Source organism: Burkholderia sp. MSMB1588, assembly GCF_001546925.1.
GTDB classification, from domain to species: Bacteria; Pseudomonadota; Gammaproteobacteria; order Burkholderiales; family Burkholderiaceae; genus Burkholderia; species Burkholderia humptydooensis.
On sequence record NZ_CM003770.1, the window covers coordinates 854,487 to 870,433 of the forward strand.

General features: G+C 68.5%; 11 protein-coding genes and 2 pseudogenes. 5 read left to right on the forward strand and 8 right to left on the reverse strand.

Annotated elements, in window-relative coordinates:
• The first annotated feature begins 51 nt into the window (after window positions 1-51).
• Window positions 52-1,167 carry an alanine dehydrogenase gene (gene ald / locus WS92_RS03590; protein ID WP_006028441.1) on the forward strand — a complete coding sequence of 372 codons (1,116 nt, stop codon included), beginning with the start codon at window positions 52-54 and terminating at the stop codon, window positions 1,165-1,167.
• A 191-nt stretch (window positions 1,168-1,358) separates the two neighbouring features.
• Window positions 1,359-1,706, forward strand: coding sequence for a hypothetical protein (locus WS92_RS03595; protein WP_015602628.1), 348 nt, complete (start codon window positions 1,359-1,361; stop codon window positions 1,704-1,706).
• Between the two features lie 211 nt (window positions 1,707-1,917).
• On the opposite strand, the gene WS92_RS03600 is transcribed toward WS92_RS03595, so the two are convergent.
• The 3 genes from WS92_RS03600 to WS92_RS03610 form a co-directional block, all read right to left on the reverse strand.
• Window positions 1,918-2,457, reverse strand: a complete 540-nt coding sequence (locus WS92_RS03600; protein WP_015603372.1) for an Hsp20/alpha crystallin family protein — start codon at window positions 2,455-2,457, stop codon at window positions 1,918-1,920.
• A 145-nt stretch (window positions 2,458-2,602) separates the two neighbouring features.
• Window positions 2,603-4,984 carry an exo-beta-N-acetylmuramidase NamZ domain-containing protein gene (locus WS92_RS03605; RefSeq protein ID WP_059933568.1) on the reverse strand — a complete coding sequence of 794 codons (2,382 nt, stop codon included), beginning with the start codon at window positions 4,982-4,984 and terminating at the stop codon, window positions 2,603-2,605.
• On the reverse strand, window positions 4,939-6,201 hold the full coding sequence (locus tag WS92_RS03610; RefSeq protein WP_015602578.1) for a putative glycoside hydrolase: 1,263 nt from the start codon (window positions 6,199-6,201) through the stop codon (window positions 4,939-4,941). Before WS92_RS03610 ends, WS92_RS03605 begins: the two co-directional genes overlap by 46 nt.
• Window positions 6,202-6,562: 361 nt before the next feature.
• Here WS92_RS03610 and WS92_RS03615 point away from each other — a divergent pair, with 361 nt between their 5' ends.
• Window positions 6,563-8,758: a phosphocholine-specific phospholipase C gene (locus WS92_RS03615; protein ID WP_006028447.1), complete on the forward strand. Its 2,196-nt coding sequence runs from the start codon at window positions 6,563-6,565 to the stop codon at window positions 8,756-8,758.
• Window positions 8,759-9,085: 327 nt separating this feature from the next.
• Here WS92_RS03615 and WS92_RS03620 read toward each other — a convergent pair whose 3' ends face one another.
• Together WS92_RS03620 and WS92_RS03625 are read right to left on the reverse strand one after the other, a co-directional pair.
• Complete coding sequence (locus WS92_RS03620) at window positions 9,086-9,505, reverse strand: secondary thiamine-phosphate synthase enzyme YjbQ (protein ID WP_006028448.1); 420 nt, start codon at window positions 9,503-9,505, stop codon at window positions 9,086-9,088.
• Window positions 9,506-9,538: 33 nt separating this feature from the next.
• Window positions 9,539-9,865 carry a thioredoxin family protein gene (locus WS92_RS03625; protein ID WP_059933667.1) on the reverse strand — a complete coding sequence of 109 codons (327 nt, stop codon included), beginning with the start codon at window positions 9,863-9,865 and terminating at the stop codon, window positions 9,539-9,541.
• Between the two features lie 384 nt (window positions 9,866-10,249).
• Between WS92_RS03625 and WS92_RS03630 the strand changes: the two genes are divergently transcribed.
• Window positions 10,250-10,942: a hypothetical protein gene (locus WS92_RS03630; protein WP_006028450.1), complete on the forward strand. Its 693-nt coding sequence runs from the start codon at window positions 10,250-10,252 to the stop codon at window positions 10,940-10,942.
• Here the strand turns inward: WS92_RS03630 and WS92_RS36310 are convergent.
• The 3 genes and pseudogenes from WS92_RS36310 to WS92_RS03645 form a co-directional block, all read right to left on the reverse strand.
• Window positions 10,929-11,333 (reverse strand): annotated as a pseudogene (locus WS92_RS36310) (DUF2244 domain-containing protein); the annotation flags it as partial. The gene WS92_RS03630 and the pseudogene WS92_RS36310 overlap by 14 nt on opposite strands.
• Before the next feature lie 117 nt (window positions 11,334-11,450).
• A pseudogene (locus tag WS92_RS30900) lies at window positions 11,451-11,738 on the reverse strand (cbb3-type cytochrome c oxidase subunit I); the annotation flags it as partial.
• Between the two features lie 154 nt (window positions 11,739-11,892).
• A complete protein-coding gene (locus WS92_RS03645; protein ID WP_059933559.1) occupies window positions 11,893-14,286 on the reverse strand; it encodes a DNA polymerase II in 2,394 nt (797 codons plus the stop codon).
• A 261-nt stretch (window positions 14,287-14,547) separates the two neighbouring features.
• Here WS92_RS03645 and WS92_RS03650 point away from each other — a divergent pair, with 261 nt between their 5' ends.
• Complete coding sequence (locus WS92_RS03650; RefSeq protein ID WP_015603968.1) at window positions 14,548-15,873, forward strand: MFS transporter; 1,326 nt, start codon at window positions 14,548-14,550, stop codon at window positions 15,871-15,873.
• Window positions 15,874-15,947 lie beyond the last annotated feature (74 nt).

The following is a 15,947-nucleotide window of genomic DNA, read 5'->3' on the forward strand; positions in this document are numbered from 1 at the left end:
GAGCGGCGAGCATGCGAGTAGACTCTGCACCAAAACCCGAGGAGACAAATCATGCTGATTGGCGTGCCGAAGGAGATCAAGGTCTACGAATATCGCGTCGGCCTGACGCCGGCGGGTGCGCGCGAACTTGCACTGCACGGCCATCAGGTGCTGGTGCAGCGCAGCGCGGGCGCGGCGATCGGCCTGCGGGACGAGGATTACGCGGCGGCCGGCGCGACGCTCGCCGACGACCCGGCCGACGTGTACGCGCGCGCCGACATGATCATCAAGGTCAAGGAGCCGCAGCCGGCCGAATGCGCGATGCTGCGGCGCGGGCAGATCCTGTTCACGTACCTGCATCTCGCGCCCGATCCCGAGCAGGCGGCGGCGCTCGTCAAGTCGCGCGCGGTCTGCATCGCCTACGAAACCGTCACCGCTCCCGGCGGCGGCCTGCCGCTGCTCGCGCCGATGAGCGAGGTGGCCGGCCGCATGTCGATTCAGGTTGCCGCAGCGCATCTCGAAAGTCCCGGTGGCGGAATGGGCCTCCTGATGGCGGGCGTGCCCGGCGTGCCGGCCGCGCACGTCGTCGTGCTCGGCGCGGGCGTCGTCGGCACCTGCGCGCTGCAGATGGCGGTCGGCCTCGGCGCGCGCGTGACCGTGCTCGACACCAGCGTCGATCGCCTGCGCCAGCTCGACCTGATCTTCGGCAACCGGATCGCGACGCTCCATTCGAACGCGCATGCGATCGACGACGCGGTGCGCAACGCGGACGTGGTGATCGGCGCGGTGCTCGTACCGGGCGCGTCCGCGCCGCGGCTCGTCACGCGCGAGATGGTGTCGAAGATGCGCGCCGGCGCGGTCGTCGTCGACGTCGCGATCGATCAGGGCGGCTGCTTCGAGACGTCGCATCCTACGACGCACGCGCAGCCGACCTACGTCGTCGACGGCGTGGTTCACTACTGCGTCGCGAACATGCCCGGCGCGGTCGCGCGCACGTCGACGTTCGCGCTCGGCAATGCGACGATCCGCCATGCGATCGCGCTCGCGAACAAGGGCTGGAAGCGCGCGCTCGCCGACGATCCGTATCTGCGCTCGGGGCTGAACGTCTGCGACGGCCGAGTCACGCACGAAGCGGTCGCGCGCGCGCTCGGTCTCGCCTACATGCACGCGGACGAGATGCTGGACTGAATCGTTGCGCAGCAGCCCGAACGAACGCGGATCGGCCGGCGGGCCGCGCGGCAAACCGGCCCGATGCGCGCCGCGCATGCCCGGCCGTGACGGCGGATTGACGCACATCAATCGCCGGCGTGTTCGAATGCATACGCTGAAATCGTGAGCGGCATCGGCGCGATGCGCGCATGCACGGATCGGAGGCTATTGTGCGGACCGGACATCACTTCTTTCCCGAACTCCGGCATGCAACGGTGCCGACTTACTTCGTCTCCTATCTGTTCCCGCTGCTTCTCGCGGGCTACGAAGCGTACCGCGTCGGATACTGGGTCAGCCGGCACGGCTGGCATTTCAACGAACTGTCCCAGGCGGGCTACGAATTCACGCTGATGCTGATCGTGTTCGCGCTGCAAGTCGTGCTCGACGGGCTGTTCTTCATCACCGCGTGGGTCGGCCGGCATCCGGACGTCGAGCACCGGCTCTCGAACCTGACGTTCGGCATCATCTGCTCGGCGCTCGTGCTCGCATTCGACGTCGTGCTGCAGGTTGTGTTCTGAGCCGCCGCCGCCCGGCCGCAGGCGCTGCGCGCTGCGCGTTGCGCGGCGTCGCGGGCCGCCCGCGGCGAAGCATTTTGCATCGACCGGGAGTCACGGTCTGCATCCCAAAATATCGTCGAGCGACCTCGAACGATGTCGGGGTCGCCGACGCGCGCCAATGTTCACGGCCGCGCCGCGGCGCGTGCGGTGGCCGCCGGGCAGCCGCGGAGCGTCAGCCGGCCTTGATCTCGATCTTTTTCTCGGCCTTGGACGCTTCGGGCGTCTTCGGCAGCGTGACCTTCAGCACGCCCTTGTCGAACGACGCGTCGATCCTGTCGCGGTCGACGCCGTCCGGCACTCGGAAGTACCGCTCGAAAGCGCCGAAGCGACGCTCGTGAACGTAATAGCCCTTGCGCTTTTCTTCTTTCTCTTCGTGTTTTTCGCCGTGAATCGACAGGCCGCCGTTCGAGAGCTTGACCTCGATATCCTTCTCGCTCAGCCCCGGTAATTCCGCGGTGATTTCGTAGGACGTGTCGGTTTCGACGAAGTCGACGGCGGGCTCGGCCGCCCACTCTCGTTCGCGGCGCCAGAACGGCTCGATGTCGAAGATCGCCCGTCGCATCGACGACACGCGCACGCCGTGATCGAAATCGTCGAGCAGGCGATCGATCTCGCGCCGCAGCGTCTCGATCGGGTGCCAGAACGGCGCGGTCAACGAACGCTCTGTGCTTTCCCGCGGCTTCTTGACCGGCAGCTTGGTGGTTTCGCTCATGTCGCACCTCCTTCTCGTCAATGGAGCGTTCATTCTCGGCCGGCACCGGTTGCGATTCTTGACGAAGGTCAACGCTCAAAATGGGGCGGCGAATCGGCTCCGCACGCACGCGCCGCCGCGCGGCCCTCCGCCGTGAACGCGCGCGTCAATACAGCAGATACGCGGCCCGCTCATGCGCGAACGCCGCGTTCTGCGCGTCGACGACCTGCTCGATCTCGTCGAGCGGACGCCCGTCGGCCAACATGTCGGCCACCTTGCGCGAGCCGACCGACGCACGGATCGCATCGATCCGGAACCGGTCCGGATAGCGCCGATGCAGTGCGAGCGCGAGCGCAAGCCCCACGCTGCCGGGCCGCACCGTTCCCGGCAGCCGCTCGATCCGCACGCCTTCGCAGAGCGCGCCGCGGTACGGCCCTTCCGTCGGCACGAACCGGGCCGGCGCGAACGTCGCGTTCAAATGCATCGCGCCGAGGTCGTCAGCGAGCGCGCGGCCATCGATCCACGGCGCGCCGACCACGCGGAACGGCGTCGCGGTGCCCCGTCCGACGCTGATGTCCGCACCTTCGACGATGCCGACGTCCGGATACAGAGACAGCGCAGCGGCATCGCGCAGATTCGGCGACGGCGGCACCCAGCCGAGCCCGGTATCGCCGTAGCGCATCGTGCGCCGGTAATTTTCCATCGGCACCACGACGAGATCGGCGCCGATGCGAAGCCGATCGTCGAACAGCTTCGCGAGCTCGCCGATCGTCATCCCGGGCGCGAGCGGCAACGGGTAATAGTTCGTGAACGATCCGGTGTCGGCGTCCGACACCGGCCCCCCGGCGACGTCGGCGCCAAGCGGGTCCGGCCGGTCGAGCACGACCACGGGAACGTGCGCGGCCGCCGCCGCCTCGAGCACGTAACCCAGCGTCGCGAGATACGTGAAGAAGCGCACGCCGGCGTCCTGGATGTCGAACACGAGCACGTCGACGTTCGACAACATCGCGGGCGCGATTCGTCGCCGGTTGCCATACAGGCTGTGGACGACGACGTGCGTATCCGCGTCGGTCGCATCGCCGAACGGCGAGTCGACGTCGGTCCCGAGCCCGTGCTCGGGCGCGAAGATCGCGACGAGCCGGGCGCCGGGCGCGTGCGCGAGCAGATCGATCGTGCGCCGGCCGAGCCGGTCGAATCCGCTGCGGTTCGTCACGAGTCCGATTCGCTTGCCGGCCACGGCTGCAAAGCCGTTCGACTCGAGCACGTCGATGCCGGCCAGCACGGGCCCGGCCGAGGCCGGCGCTCGCGCCGCCCGCGCGAGCGCCTCCGCCATCGCGGGCGCTTCCTCGGCGATCCGTTCGGCGGATACGGGTGGCGAGCGGCTCGCGACGATGCCGAGCACCTGTTCGCGCAGCGGCGCCGCGTTGCCGCGTTCGTCCGGATAGAGGCGGCTCGTCAGGACGATCACGAAGCGATGCGTGACGAGATCGATCCAGAGACCGGTGCCCGTATAGCCGAGGTGCCGCAGCAGACCGACCGGCGGCAGCCGATAGCGATTCGCGGCGAGCGGCGGCTGCAGTTCCCAGCCGGCCGTGCGCGCATCGCCTTCGGCGTCGAGCGTGGCCGGCGTCTCGAGCGCGGCCACGCTCGCGCGGCTCAGCACGCGCGCCGCGCCGATCGCGCCGCCGTTCAGCAGCATCCGTGCGAAGCGTGCGAGATCGTCGGCGCTGGCGAACAGGCCGGCATTGCCGGCGACGCCCGTCATTGCCGCGGCGATCGGGTCGTGCACGCGGCCCCTGAGCAGGCGGCCGTCGCGAACGGCGGTCGGCGCGACGCGCGAGATCGCCGCGGCGCGGGGCCGGAACGTCGCGGTCGCCATGCGAAGCGGCGCGAAGACATGCTTCGCGCACCATGCATCGAGCGGCCGACCGGTCACGCGCTCGACGATCTCGCCAAGCGCCACGTAGTTGACGTCGCTGTAGATCACGCGCGTTCCCGGCGGCGCCACGGGCGACATTCGCGCGACATCGGCGAGCACCGCCGCCCGGCTGCGCAGCGCCCGCGTCGACGTCACGCCGGCGGGCAAGCCGGACGTGTGCGCGAGCAACTGCCGGACCGTCACGCCGGCCTTGCCCTGCGCGGCGAAAGCGGGCCAGTAGCGTGCGGCCGGCGCATCCAGCGCGAGCCGGCCTTGCTCCGCAAGCTGCATGACCGCCGTGGCGGTCGCGACGACTTTCGTCAGCGAGGCGAGATCGAACACGGTGTCGGCCGTCATCGCTTCGGCGGCCGGCCCCGTCATGCGCCAGCCGCGAGCCACGCGCTCGCGCACGCCGCCGGCGTCGCCCGTCACGACGACCGCGCCCGTAATGTGGCCGTCGGCGATCTCCGCGTCGATCGCGGCGCCGATCGCGACGGCCGCCGATTGCGGCGCGGGGTGGCGGCCCGCGTCGGCATGCGCGCCCGGCGGCGCCGACACCGGCGACGCCAGCATCAGCGCGCCGCTCAATGCGGCAACGCAGCGGAATCGTAGCGATTGTGCGGATTCCATACCATCCATCCGTCCGTGCCCGCCGCTTCGGCGGCGTCGATTTGCACGCGAATCTCGTCGGCGCCGAATGTGCGGCGATCGAACGCGTAGTCGCGAAAAGCCTGTAGCCACGGCCGGAAGCGCACGCCGGCAAGCCCGGTGCGGCGCATGGCTTTCGCCAGCGAGCGGCGGACGATCTCGCCGGGCCGCTCGGTCGGCTTCCTGACGCCCGGCACGCCCCACGCGAAGCCGGACGGATACAGCATCGGCGAAATGTAGTCGACCGTGCGCCCGAGCGTCTCGAGCCGCTGGCCGATGCGCGTATCGTTTGAATTCCAGCAGACATAGCCGAAGATGTCGACCGACAGATAGACGTTGTACGGCCGCAGTCGCGCCCGCGCACCCATCAGAAAGCCGGTGATCGCCGCGACGCGGTTCGATTCGGTGTTGGGCTCGCCGAACCGCAGGCCGTTCGCGTCCGGGAAGCGCAAGTAGTCGAACTGGATTTCGTCGAAGCCCATGCGGGCCGCTTCTTCCGCGAGATCGTAGTGGTGCTCCCAGGCTCCGCGCACGGTCGGATCGATCCAGCGCTGGCGCTCCCGATCGCGCCAGACCGCGCCGGCGGCATCGCGCACCGCCCAATCCGGGTGCGCGGCCGCGAGCGGATCGTCCTTGAACACGACGATCCGTGCGATCAGATAAAGGCCGCGCGCGTGCAGCGCGCGCACCAGCGCAGATAGATCGATCGCGCGCGGCGCTGCGTCGCGCCGAACGGCTGCCGCGCCGATCGATTCGCGCGCCGCGCTGCGATACGGCGTCGCTCCGTCATCTCCTTTCACGTCGATCACGAGCGCATTGATCGCGGTCTTGCCGGGCAGCGCGAGGACGGCGTCGCGCAGCGCCCGGTTCGCAACGCCGAACGCGGACAGATAAACCGCCTTGGGACGCAGCGGCATCATGCGCACGATGCGCGCCGCGTCCCCGTCGCGCAATGTGGTTTCCGCGCGTGCGTAGCCGGGCGCTGTCACGCTCATCGCCGTGGCGGCTCCGCCGGCCGCGGCCGGCACGGCGAGCTTGCCGTCCGCCGCGGTGATTCGGGCCGTGCCCGATGCGTAGGCGGTCGCGCCCGCAAGCGGGCGACCGCTCGCGGCATCGACGACAGTAATCGCGACCGTCGCCGCGTGGCCCGGCAGCCAGACCAGCAGGCACAGGATCGCAATGGCGGCGCGGCTAGCCATGACCGCCTCCCGCGGCGCGCGACGCGCCGCGCGGATCAAGAGGAAAGACTCTCATGGGAGCTTCGCCAGACGTTTTTCAGCCAGTTTCATTGTTGGTCGTTCTGGCGCACTGAGGCAGATCAATCATCCGGTCGGCAGGGTTTTCCGCGACGACGCGCGCGACGGCCCGAATTCCGATACCCGCCATCGTCATCTCCGCATCACGCTGACGTCACGCTCGAACCTTACAGTCCGCTTGGGAATTCCCATGCCGAGGAGGGGCTCGATGTCCGGCGTCACCGGCGCGCGTCGCATGCGCGTCCGGCGCGCGCGTGCATCGCCGGTTCATCGCTCGGTCAATTCAGAACAAGGACTCCGGAACATGAACTCTCGCCGCAGATTTCTGCAAGGCGCCGCATCCACCGGCATCGCGGCCGCCACGCTGGCCGCGTTCCCGCCCAGCATTCGCCGCGCGCTCGCCATTCCCGCCAACAACCGGACCGGCACCATTCGGGATGTCGAGCACATCGTCATCCTGATGCAGGAAAACCGCTCGTTCGACAACTACTTCGGCACGCTGCGCGGCGTGCGCGGCTTCGGCGACCGCTTCGGCATTCCGCTGCCCAACGCGCCGACGGTCTGGCAGCAGCGCAACGCGGCGGGCGCGCCGGTATTGCCGTACCACCTGGACGGCAGCAAGGGCAATGCGCAGCGCGTGAGCGGCACGCCGCACTCGTGGGACGACGGCCAGAATGCGTGGGACGGCGGGCGCATGTACCAGTGGCCGCGCTACAAGAACACGGCATCGATGGGTTACTTCCGGGAGAGCGAGCTGCCGTTCCAGTTCGCGCTCGCGAATGCGTTCACGATCTGCGACGCCTACCACTGCTCGATGCACGCGGGCACCAACTCCAACCGCCTGTTCATGTGGACCGGCACCAACGGCCCGACCGGCGCGGGCGTGGCCTCGGTGGTGAACGAATGGGACGACATCGGTCCTTCCACGCTCGGCTACGAGTGGAAGACCTATCCCGAGCGCCTGCAGGAAGCCGGCGTGAGCTGGAAGGTCTACCAGAACATGCCCGACAACTTCACCGACAACTCGCTCGCCGGCTTCAAGCAATACCGGCGCGCGAACGAGGCGTCGGGCAAGCCGGTGAGCAACAGCGACAAGGTGGTTTCGCCCGCGTATGATCCGGCGAGCGACGACGTGCGCAACCCGCTGTACAAGGGCATCGCCAACACGATGCCCGACGGCGGTTTTCTCGGCGCTTTCAAGGAAGACGTCCGCAACGGCAAGCTGCCGCAGGTGTCGTGGGTGGTGGCGCCGGCCGCGTATTCCGAGCACCCCGGCCCGTCGAGCCCGGTGCAGGGCGCGTGGTACATCCAGGAGACGCTCGATGCGCTCACCGCGATGCCCGACGTCTGGAGCAAGACCGTGCTGCTCGTGAACTTCGACGAGAACGACGGCTACTTCGACCACGTGCCTTCGCCGTCGGCGCCGTCGCTGAACCCGGACGGCACGCCGGCCGGCAAGACCACGCTGTCCGACGCCGACATCGCGTTCGAGCGCTTCACCCACCCGAAGCCGCCGGGCACCAAGAGCCAGCCGCAGCCCGACGCTCGCGTGTATGGCCCCGGCGTGCGCGTGCCGATGTACGTGATCTCGCCGTGGAGCCGCGGCGGCTGGGTCAACTCGCAGGTATTCGACCACACGTCGACCCTGCGCTTCATCGAGGCGCGCTTCGGCGTGCGCGAGCCCAACATCTCCGCGTTCCGCCGCGCGGTATGCGGCGATCTGACGAGCGCCTTCAACTTCGTGCAACCGAACGACGAGCCGCTGCCCACGCTCGCCGGCCGCAAGACCCAGGCCCAGGCCGATGCGCTGCGCGCCGCGCAGCAGCAGATGCCGCAGATCGTGCCGCCCGCGAACGGCCAGTTGCCGCGCCAGGCGGCGGGCACGCGGCCTTCGCGCGCATTGCCGTACGAGCTGCACGTCAATGCCGTCGCCGGGACGCTCGACGGCACGCTGCGCCTCGTATTCGCCAACACGGGGCAGGCCGCGGCCGTGTTCCACGTCTACGACAAGCTGAATCTGGGCCGCCTGCCGCGCCGCTACACGGTCGAGGCCGGCAGGCAGCTCGATGACGTGTGGGCCGCCATGACCGACAACGCGGGCAAGTACGACCTGTGGGTGCTCGGGCCCAACGGCTTTCACCGCCACTTCACCGGCGACCTGAACCGCTTGCGCGCGGGCGGCGCTCCCGCGCCCGAAGTGCGGGTGGAGTACGACAGGAAGCACGGCAACGTGCAATTGCTGTTGCGCAACGAAGGGGCGCGCGAGTGCGTGTTTACCGTGCGCGCGAAGGCGTACCGCAACGATGGCCCGTGGACCTTCAAGGTCAAGGGTGGCGCCGGGCGCAAGCACCACTGGAAGCTGGACGACAGCGGCAACTGGTACGACTTCGTCGTGACCTGCGACGCCGACGCCGGCTACGCGCGCCGCTTTGCCGGCCGGGTGGAAACCGGCGAGCATTCCGTCAGCGATCCGGCGATGGGGATGGGCGACCGGTTCTGAGTGGACACCGCGGCGGCTCGGGCAGACGCGCTGTCTGTCGATTGCGTCTGCCCGGCGCGCCGGGGGAGTGCGCGTCCGTCGATTCGCGGACGAGACGCCGATTCGGTATGGATCGGCGGCGCATCGTTCACCGCCCCGGGCGATCGCCAGTCCGGCGTCGGCCAACACGTGCCGCATCGCGCGGGGGCGACGGTCAATGCGCTATTGCGATATCGCGACGCGACGTCCCGATCCGCGTTCGCCCCGTGCCGTATCCGGCCGCGCATCGTCAGCGCTCGCGGCATGACAACCGCGTGCGACACCGTGCGCAACGGACACGCCGCACGTTCACTCGCCGATCAGATGCAGCACCACATCACGCCGATGCGGCGCGCGCCGATGCTCGAACAGATAGATGCCCTGCCACGCGCCGAGCACCATGCGCCCATGCTCGACGGGAATCGATAGCTGCACCTGCGTGAGCGCCGTGCGCAGATGCGCCGGCATGTCGTCGGCGCCTTCGGTGTCGTGCTCGTAGCGCGTATCGTCCTCGGGCGCGAGGGCCGCGAAATATCGCTCGAGGTCGCGCTGCACCGATGGGTCCGCGTTCTCCTGGATCAGCAGCGAAGCGGACGTGTGCCGGCAGAACACGGTGAGCAGGCCCGTGCTGATCGACTGCAATTCGACGAACGCGCGCACTTGCGGCGTGAACTCGACGAGACCGCATCCGCGCGCCTCGACGGTGATGTGTTGAATCGACTGTTGCATGGCGATGGGCGTAGAGGGTTCATACCAGCGGGTTCATACCAGCGCGGCGAAGCCGATGGATTCGATCTGCTCGGCATCGGTCGGGCGGACGACGCGCGCCACTTCGGCTCCGTCGCGCAGGAACACCAGCGTCGGCCAGAGCTTGATCCCGAACGAGCGGCCGAGCGGCCGGCCGGGGCCGTCTTCGATTTTCAGGTGTCGAACCTCGGCGTGCGCGGAAAACGCGTCGCGAATTGCGGACTGGGCGCCCGCGCAGATGCCGCACCAGTTGGCGCCGAATTCGATGACGGTCGCGCCGGCGAGCGCATCGACTTCCGCGCGCGTGGGCGCGTCGGCGGCATAGGCTTGTGGAGGGGTCATCATGGCTCCGTGGGCTTGGCAAAGGCATGGTTGCGTCGTGGCCGTCGTCGAGGCCAGCGGTTTTACTGTAGTCGAAAAAGGGCGCGATTACACGGGGCGTTGCCCGGCTCGCCGCCGCGACGCGTGACGTATCCGTCGATCTTGCAACAAGCGAACCCGGACCGGGCGATGGGACGGGCGTTTCTTCAACGTCGGCAAGCGGCGGTCCGGGAATCTTGTCGACGGAATGCAAATCCGTCGCGTTGGCGCGAGAGCAGACTACGATCACGACTTGGGGGCGGTGCGGCGAGCGTTTTCTCGATCCGGAGCCTAGAATGGGCTGTAGCGTCTGCACCTTGGTGCGAAACCAGCCGATTTTTCCTCCTGCTAGCGACCGAAGCGGACATGAATATTCACAACGCACACTTCATTCGCCCGGCGCTGGGCGCACTTTGCATCGCTTCGCTGGCGTCGCTTCATGGGTGCGGCGGCGAGGCATGCTTCGGTTTCGACGGTTGCTTCAACGATGGCGGCGTGCAGACCGTCACGCTGTCCGGCACCGCCGCCACCGGCCGGGCGCTCGCCAGCGCGACGGTCAACGTCGACTGCGCACAGGGCTCGGCCGCGACGCTGTCCGACGGCGGCGGCCACTATGGCGTCACGTTCGACGCCACACTCCCCTGTGTCATCACCGTGACCTCCGGCGGCGCGAGCCTGCATTCGCTGGCATACGCCGGCGGCACGTTCAATACGACGCCCGAGACCGAGCTGATGCTCGTCTACCTCGCTGCGCAGCTTGGCACGAGCGCGGCCCGCTTGGTCGGCGATCTGCCGAACAATTCGCGCTTCCAGCAGACGCTGGAGAATCAGACCGATGTGCTGGCCGCGCAAACGGCCGTCGTCGCGAACCTCCAGCAGCGCTATGCGGTCACGTTCGCGACGCCGGCGTTTTTGACGACGCCGTTTTTTGTCGGACAGCCGGGTGTCGACGGCGACCTCGGCGCGCTCGCGAACGCGGGCGCGATCGACGCCAACGGCATGCCCGATGCCGCCGCCGTGTCGCTGCTGCAACAGGCGGGCGCCGCGCATCCGCTGTGAGCGCCCGATTCGCCTCCGTGACGACATACCGCCGTTGCGCCAGCGTGACATGCCGCCCGATGGACGCCGCATCGCCGCCATGCCGTATCCGTATCCCGGGATTGCGTCCGCTCTCGAACGCCACCGTCGCCCAGCGCGGAATCCAGTCGTATCGCCGGAGCTTCGCGCCGTCGCATCGAATCACTTCGAGGCGCCGCCCGGTCAGCACGACGCAGTCGTAATCGACGGCGTGCCGCGCATACATCAAGAAGCACCCGCCGATGGCGACGGCTTCGCCGATCGCGAACGGCGTCGCGATCGCCGGCATGAGCGCGGCCAGCACGCCCATCGACAGCAACGACTGGCGCGGCGACAACGCGCAATTCCGCCGCAGCATCCACACCTGGCGATTCGCGTTCGCACGCGCATACCGCCGCGTCTTGCCCATGTACGTCGGCAGCGCGACCCGGAACAGGAAGTACGCCTGCATCAGTCCGAACGCGAATGCGCCGATCGTCGCGATCTGATCCATGATCGACGACGCGCCGGCGATGTGAATCGCGAAGATCGACAGGTCCATGCGGGGCCCATCTGCGTCGAGAGCGGCGCGTACATCGTCCAGCCGGCGGCCGGCGCGCCGCCCGGCACGAAGAACGAGCCGATCAGCAGCGCGCTCGACACCGGCAGCAGCCAGAAGCTGGAGTTGTTCATCCGCGCGAATCATCAGCGCCATCACGCCGCCGATCATCAGATTGATGACCGAGAACAGCAGATACAGCGTGCCGATGTCCTTGTGATTCGTCGCGAACAGCCAGCGGCATCAGCCGGTCGGTATGGGATGCGCGACGGCATCGAGGTCCGCCGCGTCGGCCGTCGTTTCGCTCATTGTGTGCTTGCCTCGTTCTCGTGATTCCGGGGCACGGATTCGCGCGCGGCCCGATGTGTGCGATCCGTATGTAAATAGACAGACCCTAGAACAACTGCCCCTGCCCGGAGATCACCGACTCGAAATCGTCGCGCACGAACGGAAGAATCGCGTCGGCGACGGGCTGAAGCTGCCGGCTCACGTAGAACGCGTAATCGATCGGCATGCGAAGCGTCTCGAGCGGCTCGGGGCCGGCCGTCGTCATCACGTAGCTGATCCATCCGCCGCGCTGGTACTGGAGCGGGCGCCCCTGTTCGCGGTTGAACGCGTCGGCGACGCGCGCGGCGCGCACGTGCGGCGGCACGTTGCGCTCGTAATCGCGAAGCGGCCGGCGCAGCCGCTTGCGGTAGACGAGTTGCCCGTCGAATTCGCCGGCGAGCGTGCGGCGCACGTATTCGCGGATGAAAGCGCGATACGGCTCGCGCTTGAAGACGAGCCGGTACAGCTCCCGCTGGAACTGCTGCGCGAGCGGCGTCCAGTCGGTCCGCACGGTTTCGAGGCCCTTGAACACGACGTCCTCGCCGCCATCCGCCGCGATGACGAGGCCCGCGTAGCGTTTCTTGCTGCCTTCCTCCGCGCCGCGCACGGTCGGCATCAGGAAGCGATGGTAGTGCCGCTCGTACTGGAGCTCGAGCGCGCTGTCGAGCCCGAAGCGCTCCGCCAGGTGCGCGCGCCACCAGCCGTTGACGTGCCCGACGAGCGCGCGGCCGATGCGGTCCGCTTCGTCGCCGGCGTGCGCGCGCTTGAGCCAGACGAACGTCGAATCGGTGTCGCCGTAGATCACGTCGTAGCCTTGCGCCTCGATCAGCTCGCGCGTCTTGTGCATGATCTCGTGGCCGCGCATCGTGATCGACGACGCGAGCCGCGGATCGAAGAACCGGCATCCGGACGAGCCGAGCACGCCGTAGAACGCGTTCATGATGATCTTCAGCGCCTGCGACAGCGGCTGATTGCGCTGGCGCTTCGCGAGCTCGCGGCCTTCCCAGACGCGGCGCACGATGTCCGGCAGGCAATGGCGGCTGCGCGAGAAGCGCGCGCCGAGAAAGCCGGGCACCGATTCGGCGTCTTCGGGATGGGCGGCGCCTTCGATGAGCCCGACGGGATCGATCAGGAAGCTGCGGATGATCGACGGATACAGGCTCTTGTAATCGAGCACGAGCACCGAATCGTAGAGGCCGGGCCGCGAATCCATCACGAAGCCGCCGGGACTCGTGTCGCCGGTCACGTCGCCGAGGTTCGGCGCGACGTAGCCGAGCCGGTGCATCCTCGGCATGTACAGATGCGTGAACGCGGCGACCGAGCCGCCGATGCGGTCGGCCGGCAGCCCGGTGACGGCCGCGCGCTCGAGCATGAACGGCAGCAGGTCCGCCTTCTCGAAAATGCGCGTGACGAGCTCGCAGTCCTTCAGGTTGTAGCGCGCGAGCGCGGGCTTGTCGCAATCGAAACGGCGCTGGATTTCGTCCATGCGCTGGTACGGATTGTCGATCGCCTTGCCTTCGCCGAGCAGCGCCTGCGCGACGTATTCGAGGCTGAACGACGGAAAGGTCCACGTCGCGGATTTCAGCGCGTCGATGCCGTCGATCACGAGCCGCCCGGCCGCCGCCGCGAAGAAATGGTCGGGCTGCTGGCCGTGCGCGCGCCAGTCGAGCACGCCGCCGCCGCGGCCGAGCCGCAACGGCACGCGGTACTGCACGGCGTGCGCCTGCAGTACGCGCAAGTCGAACTGCACGAGGTTCCAGCCGATGATCGCGTCCGGATCGTGCCGCGCGAGCCAGTCGTTCAGCCGCTCGATCAGCGCCGGCCGGCTGTCGCAGTAGTCGAGCCGGAAATCGACGTCGCGCGCGTCGCCGTTCGCCGGCCCGAGCATGAAGACCTGCCGCTCGCCGCATCCCTCGAGCGCGATCGAATAGAGCTCGCCCTGCGCGCTCGTCTCGATGTCGAGCGACACGCAGCGCAGCGCCGGACGATAGTCGCCGCCGGGTTTCAGTTCGCCGTCGCGCAGCGCGCCATTGTCATCGCCATTGCCGTCGCCGTCGGGCGCGCCGCGAAACCGGACGGGCGCGGTGATGAAGCGCTCCATCATGTAGCGCTCCGGCGGCAGGACGTCGGCTTCGTAGACGTCGACGCCCGCCTGGCTCAGGCGCTTCTTCAGCGCGGCGAGGCGGCGGTATCGGCGGCAATAGAGTCCGACGACCGGGCGTCGGCGGAAATCGCGCAGCGCAAGCGGGCGCAGCACGGCGTCCGGGGCGCCCTGAACGCCCTGAAGCGCGCGCTCGGCCTGCTCCTGCTGCTCGGCAGGGATGAACGCGACCGATTCCTGCGCGCGCAGGCGGACCCGGCGCGCACCGCGCGCGGTCGCCAGCCAGAACTCGACCTCGGTGCCCTGCGCCGTGTCCCGCCAGTGGCGGGTGAGAATGAAGCCCTCTTCGAATTCCGTCAAAACGGGTTCTCTATCTGCTCTATCTGTCGACATGCCGCTGCGGGATTGTAGCGCCGGGGCGCGCGCGTGCGGCGTGCGGCCGCCGATTCGGTCGACGAGCGCGGTCGCCGTGGTTCGGCCGCTCGGGAACGTTCGCCGGATTGGGCGTTTGCCTAATATATAACGTCAGGCATGCTTCGCAGCCATGCATTCGCCCGATGAATCCCTGGGGCGACGTGCCTACCATACGCATCACACGATACAAACGATCCGGAGACGCGCATGAACCCTCTCTCGTCCGCTGCGGCACGGCCCGCATCGGAACCGCTGAACGACGGCTATCGCAAGGTCACGTTGCGGCTGATCCCGTTGATCTTCGTCTGCTACCTGTTCAACTACCTCGACCGCGTGAACGTCGGCTTCGCGAAGCTGCAGATGCTGGGCGACCTGAACATGAGCGAGACCGTCTACGGTCTCGGCGCTGGCATCTTCTTCGTCGGCTACGTGCTCGCGGGCGTGCCGAGCAATCTGGTGTTGCGGCGCGTCGGCGCGCGCGCGTGGATCGCGATCATCATGATCGTGTGGGGCGCGCTGTCGTCGGCGCTGCTGCTCGTGAAGACGCCGGCGTCGTTCTATACGCTGCGCTTCTTCACCGGCATCGCGGAAGCCGGGTTCTTCCCGGGCATGGTGCTGTATCTGACGCAATGGTTCAGCGCCGAGCACCGCGGCCGCGCGATCGCGCTCTTCATGTCGGCGATCCCGATCTCCGGCGTGATTGGCGGCCCGCTGTCGGGCTGGATGCTCGATCACTTCTCGGCGGGCCAAGGCGGGCTCGCCGGCTGGCAGTGGCTGTTCCTGTTGCAGGGCGCGCCGACGATCGTGCTCGGCGCCGCGGTGTTCGTGTTTCTCGAGGACCGGATCGACGACGCGCGCTGGCTGTCGGGCGACGAGAAGGCCGCGCTCACCCGCGCGATCGCGACGACGGCCGCCGACGCCGCCCTCGCATCGTCCGGCCGGCCGCACACGTTGCGCGACATCCTGCTGAACGCCTCCGTGTGGAAATTCGGCGTCGTCTATTTCAGCATCCAGATGGGCGTGTACGCGATCAACTTCTGGCTGCCGTCGATCATCCGCTCGCTCGGCGTCGGCGGTAGCGGCGCGATCGGCTGGCTGAGCGCGATCCCGTACCTGTTCGCGTGCGTCGCGATGATCGCCGTCGGCAAATCGGCCGATGCGCGGCAGGAGCGCCGCTGGCATCTGAGCGTGCCGATGGCGGTCGGCGTCGCGGGGCTGCTGATGGCCGCGCAATCGGGCAACGCGATCGTGCCCGCGATGATCGGCCTCGTGCTCGCGACGGCCGGCGCGCTCACCGCGCTCGCGATGTTCTGGCCGCTGCCGACGCTCGTGCTGACGGGTACGGCCGCGGCGGGCGGCGTCGCGCTGATCAACTCGCTCGGGCAGGTTGCCGGCTTCGTGAGCCCCTACATCGTCGGCTGGATCAAGGACGCGACGCAGCGCACCGATCTCGCGCTCTACATCCTGTCGAGCACGATGGTCGTCGGCATCGTGCTCGTGATGCGCACGCACGCGCGGCGCGCCGGCCGCTGACGCGGGCCACGCCGCGCGTTTCGTCTTTGCATGCTGAGCGCGCGAGCCGCGCGCGTCACCGAAGAGGTTCGCTG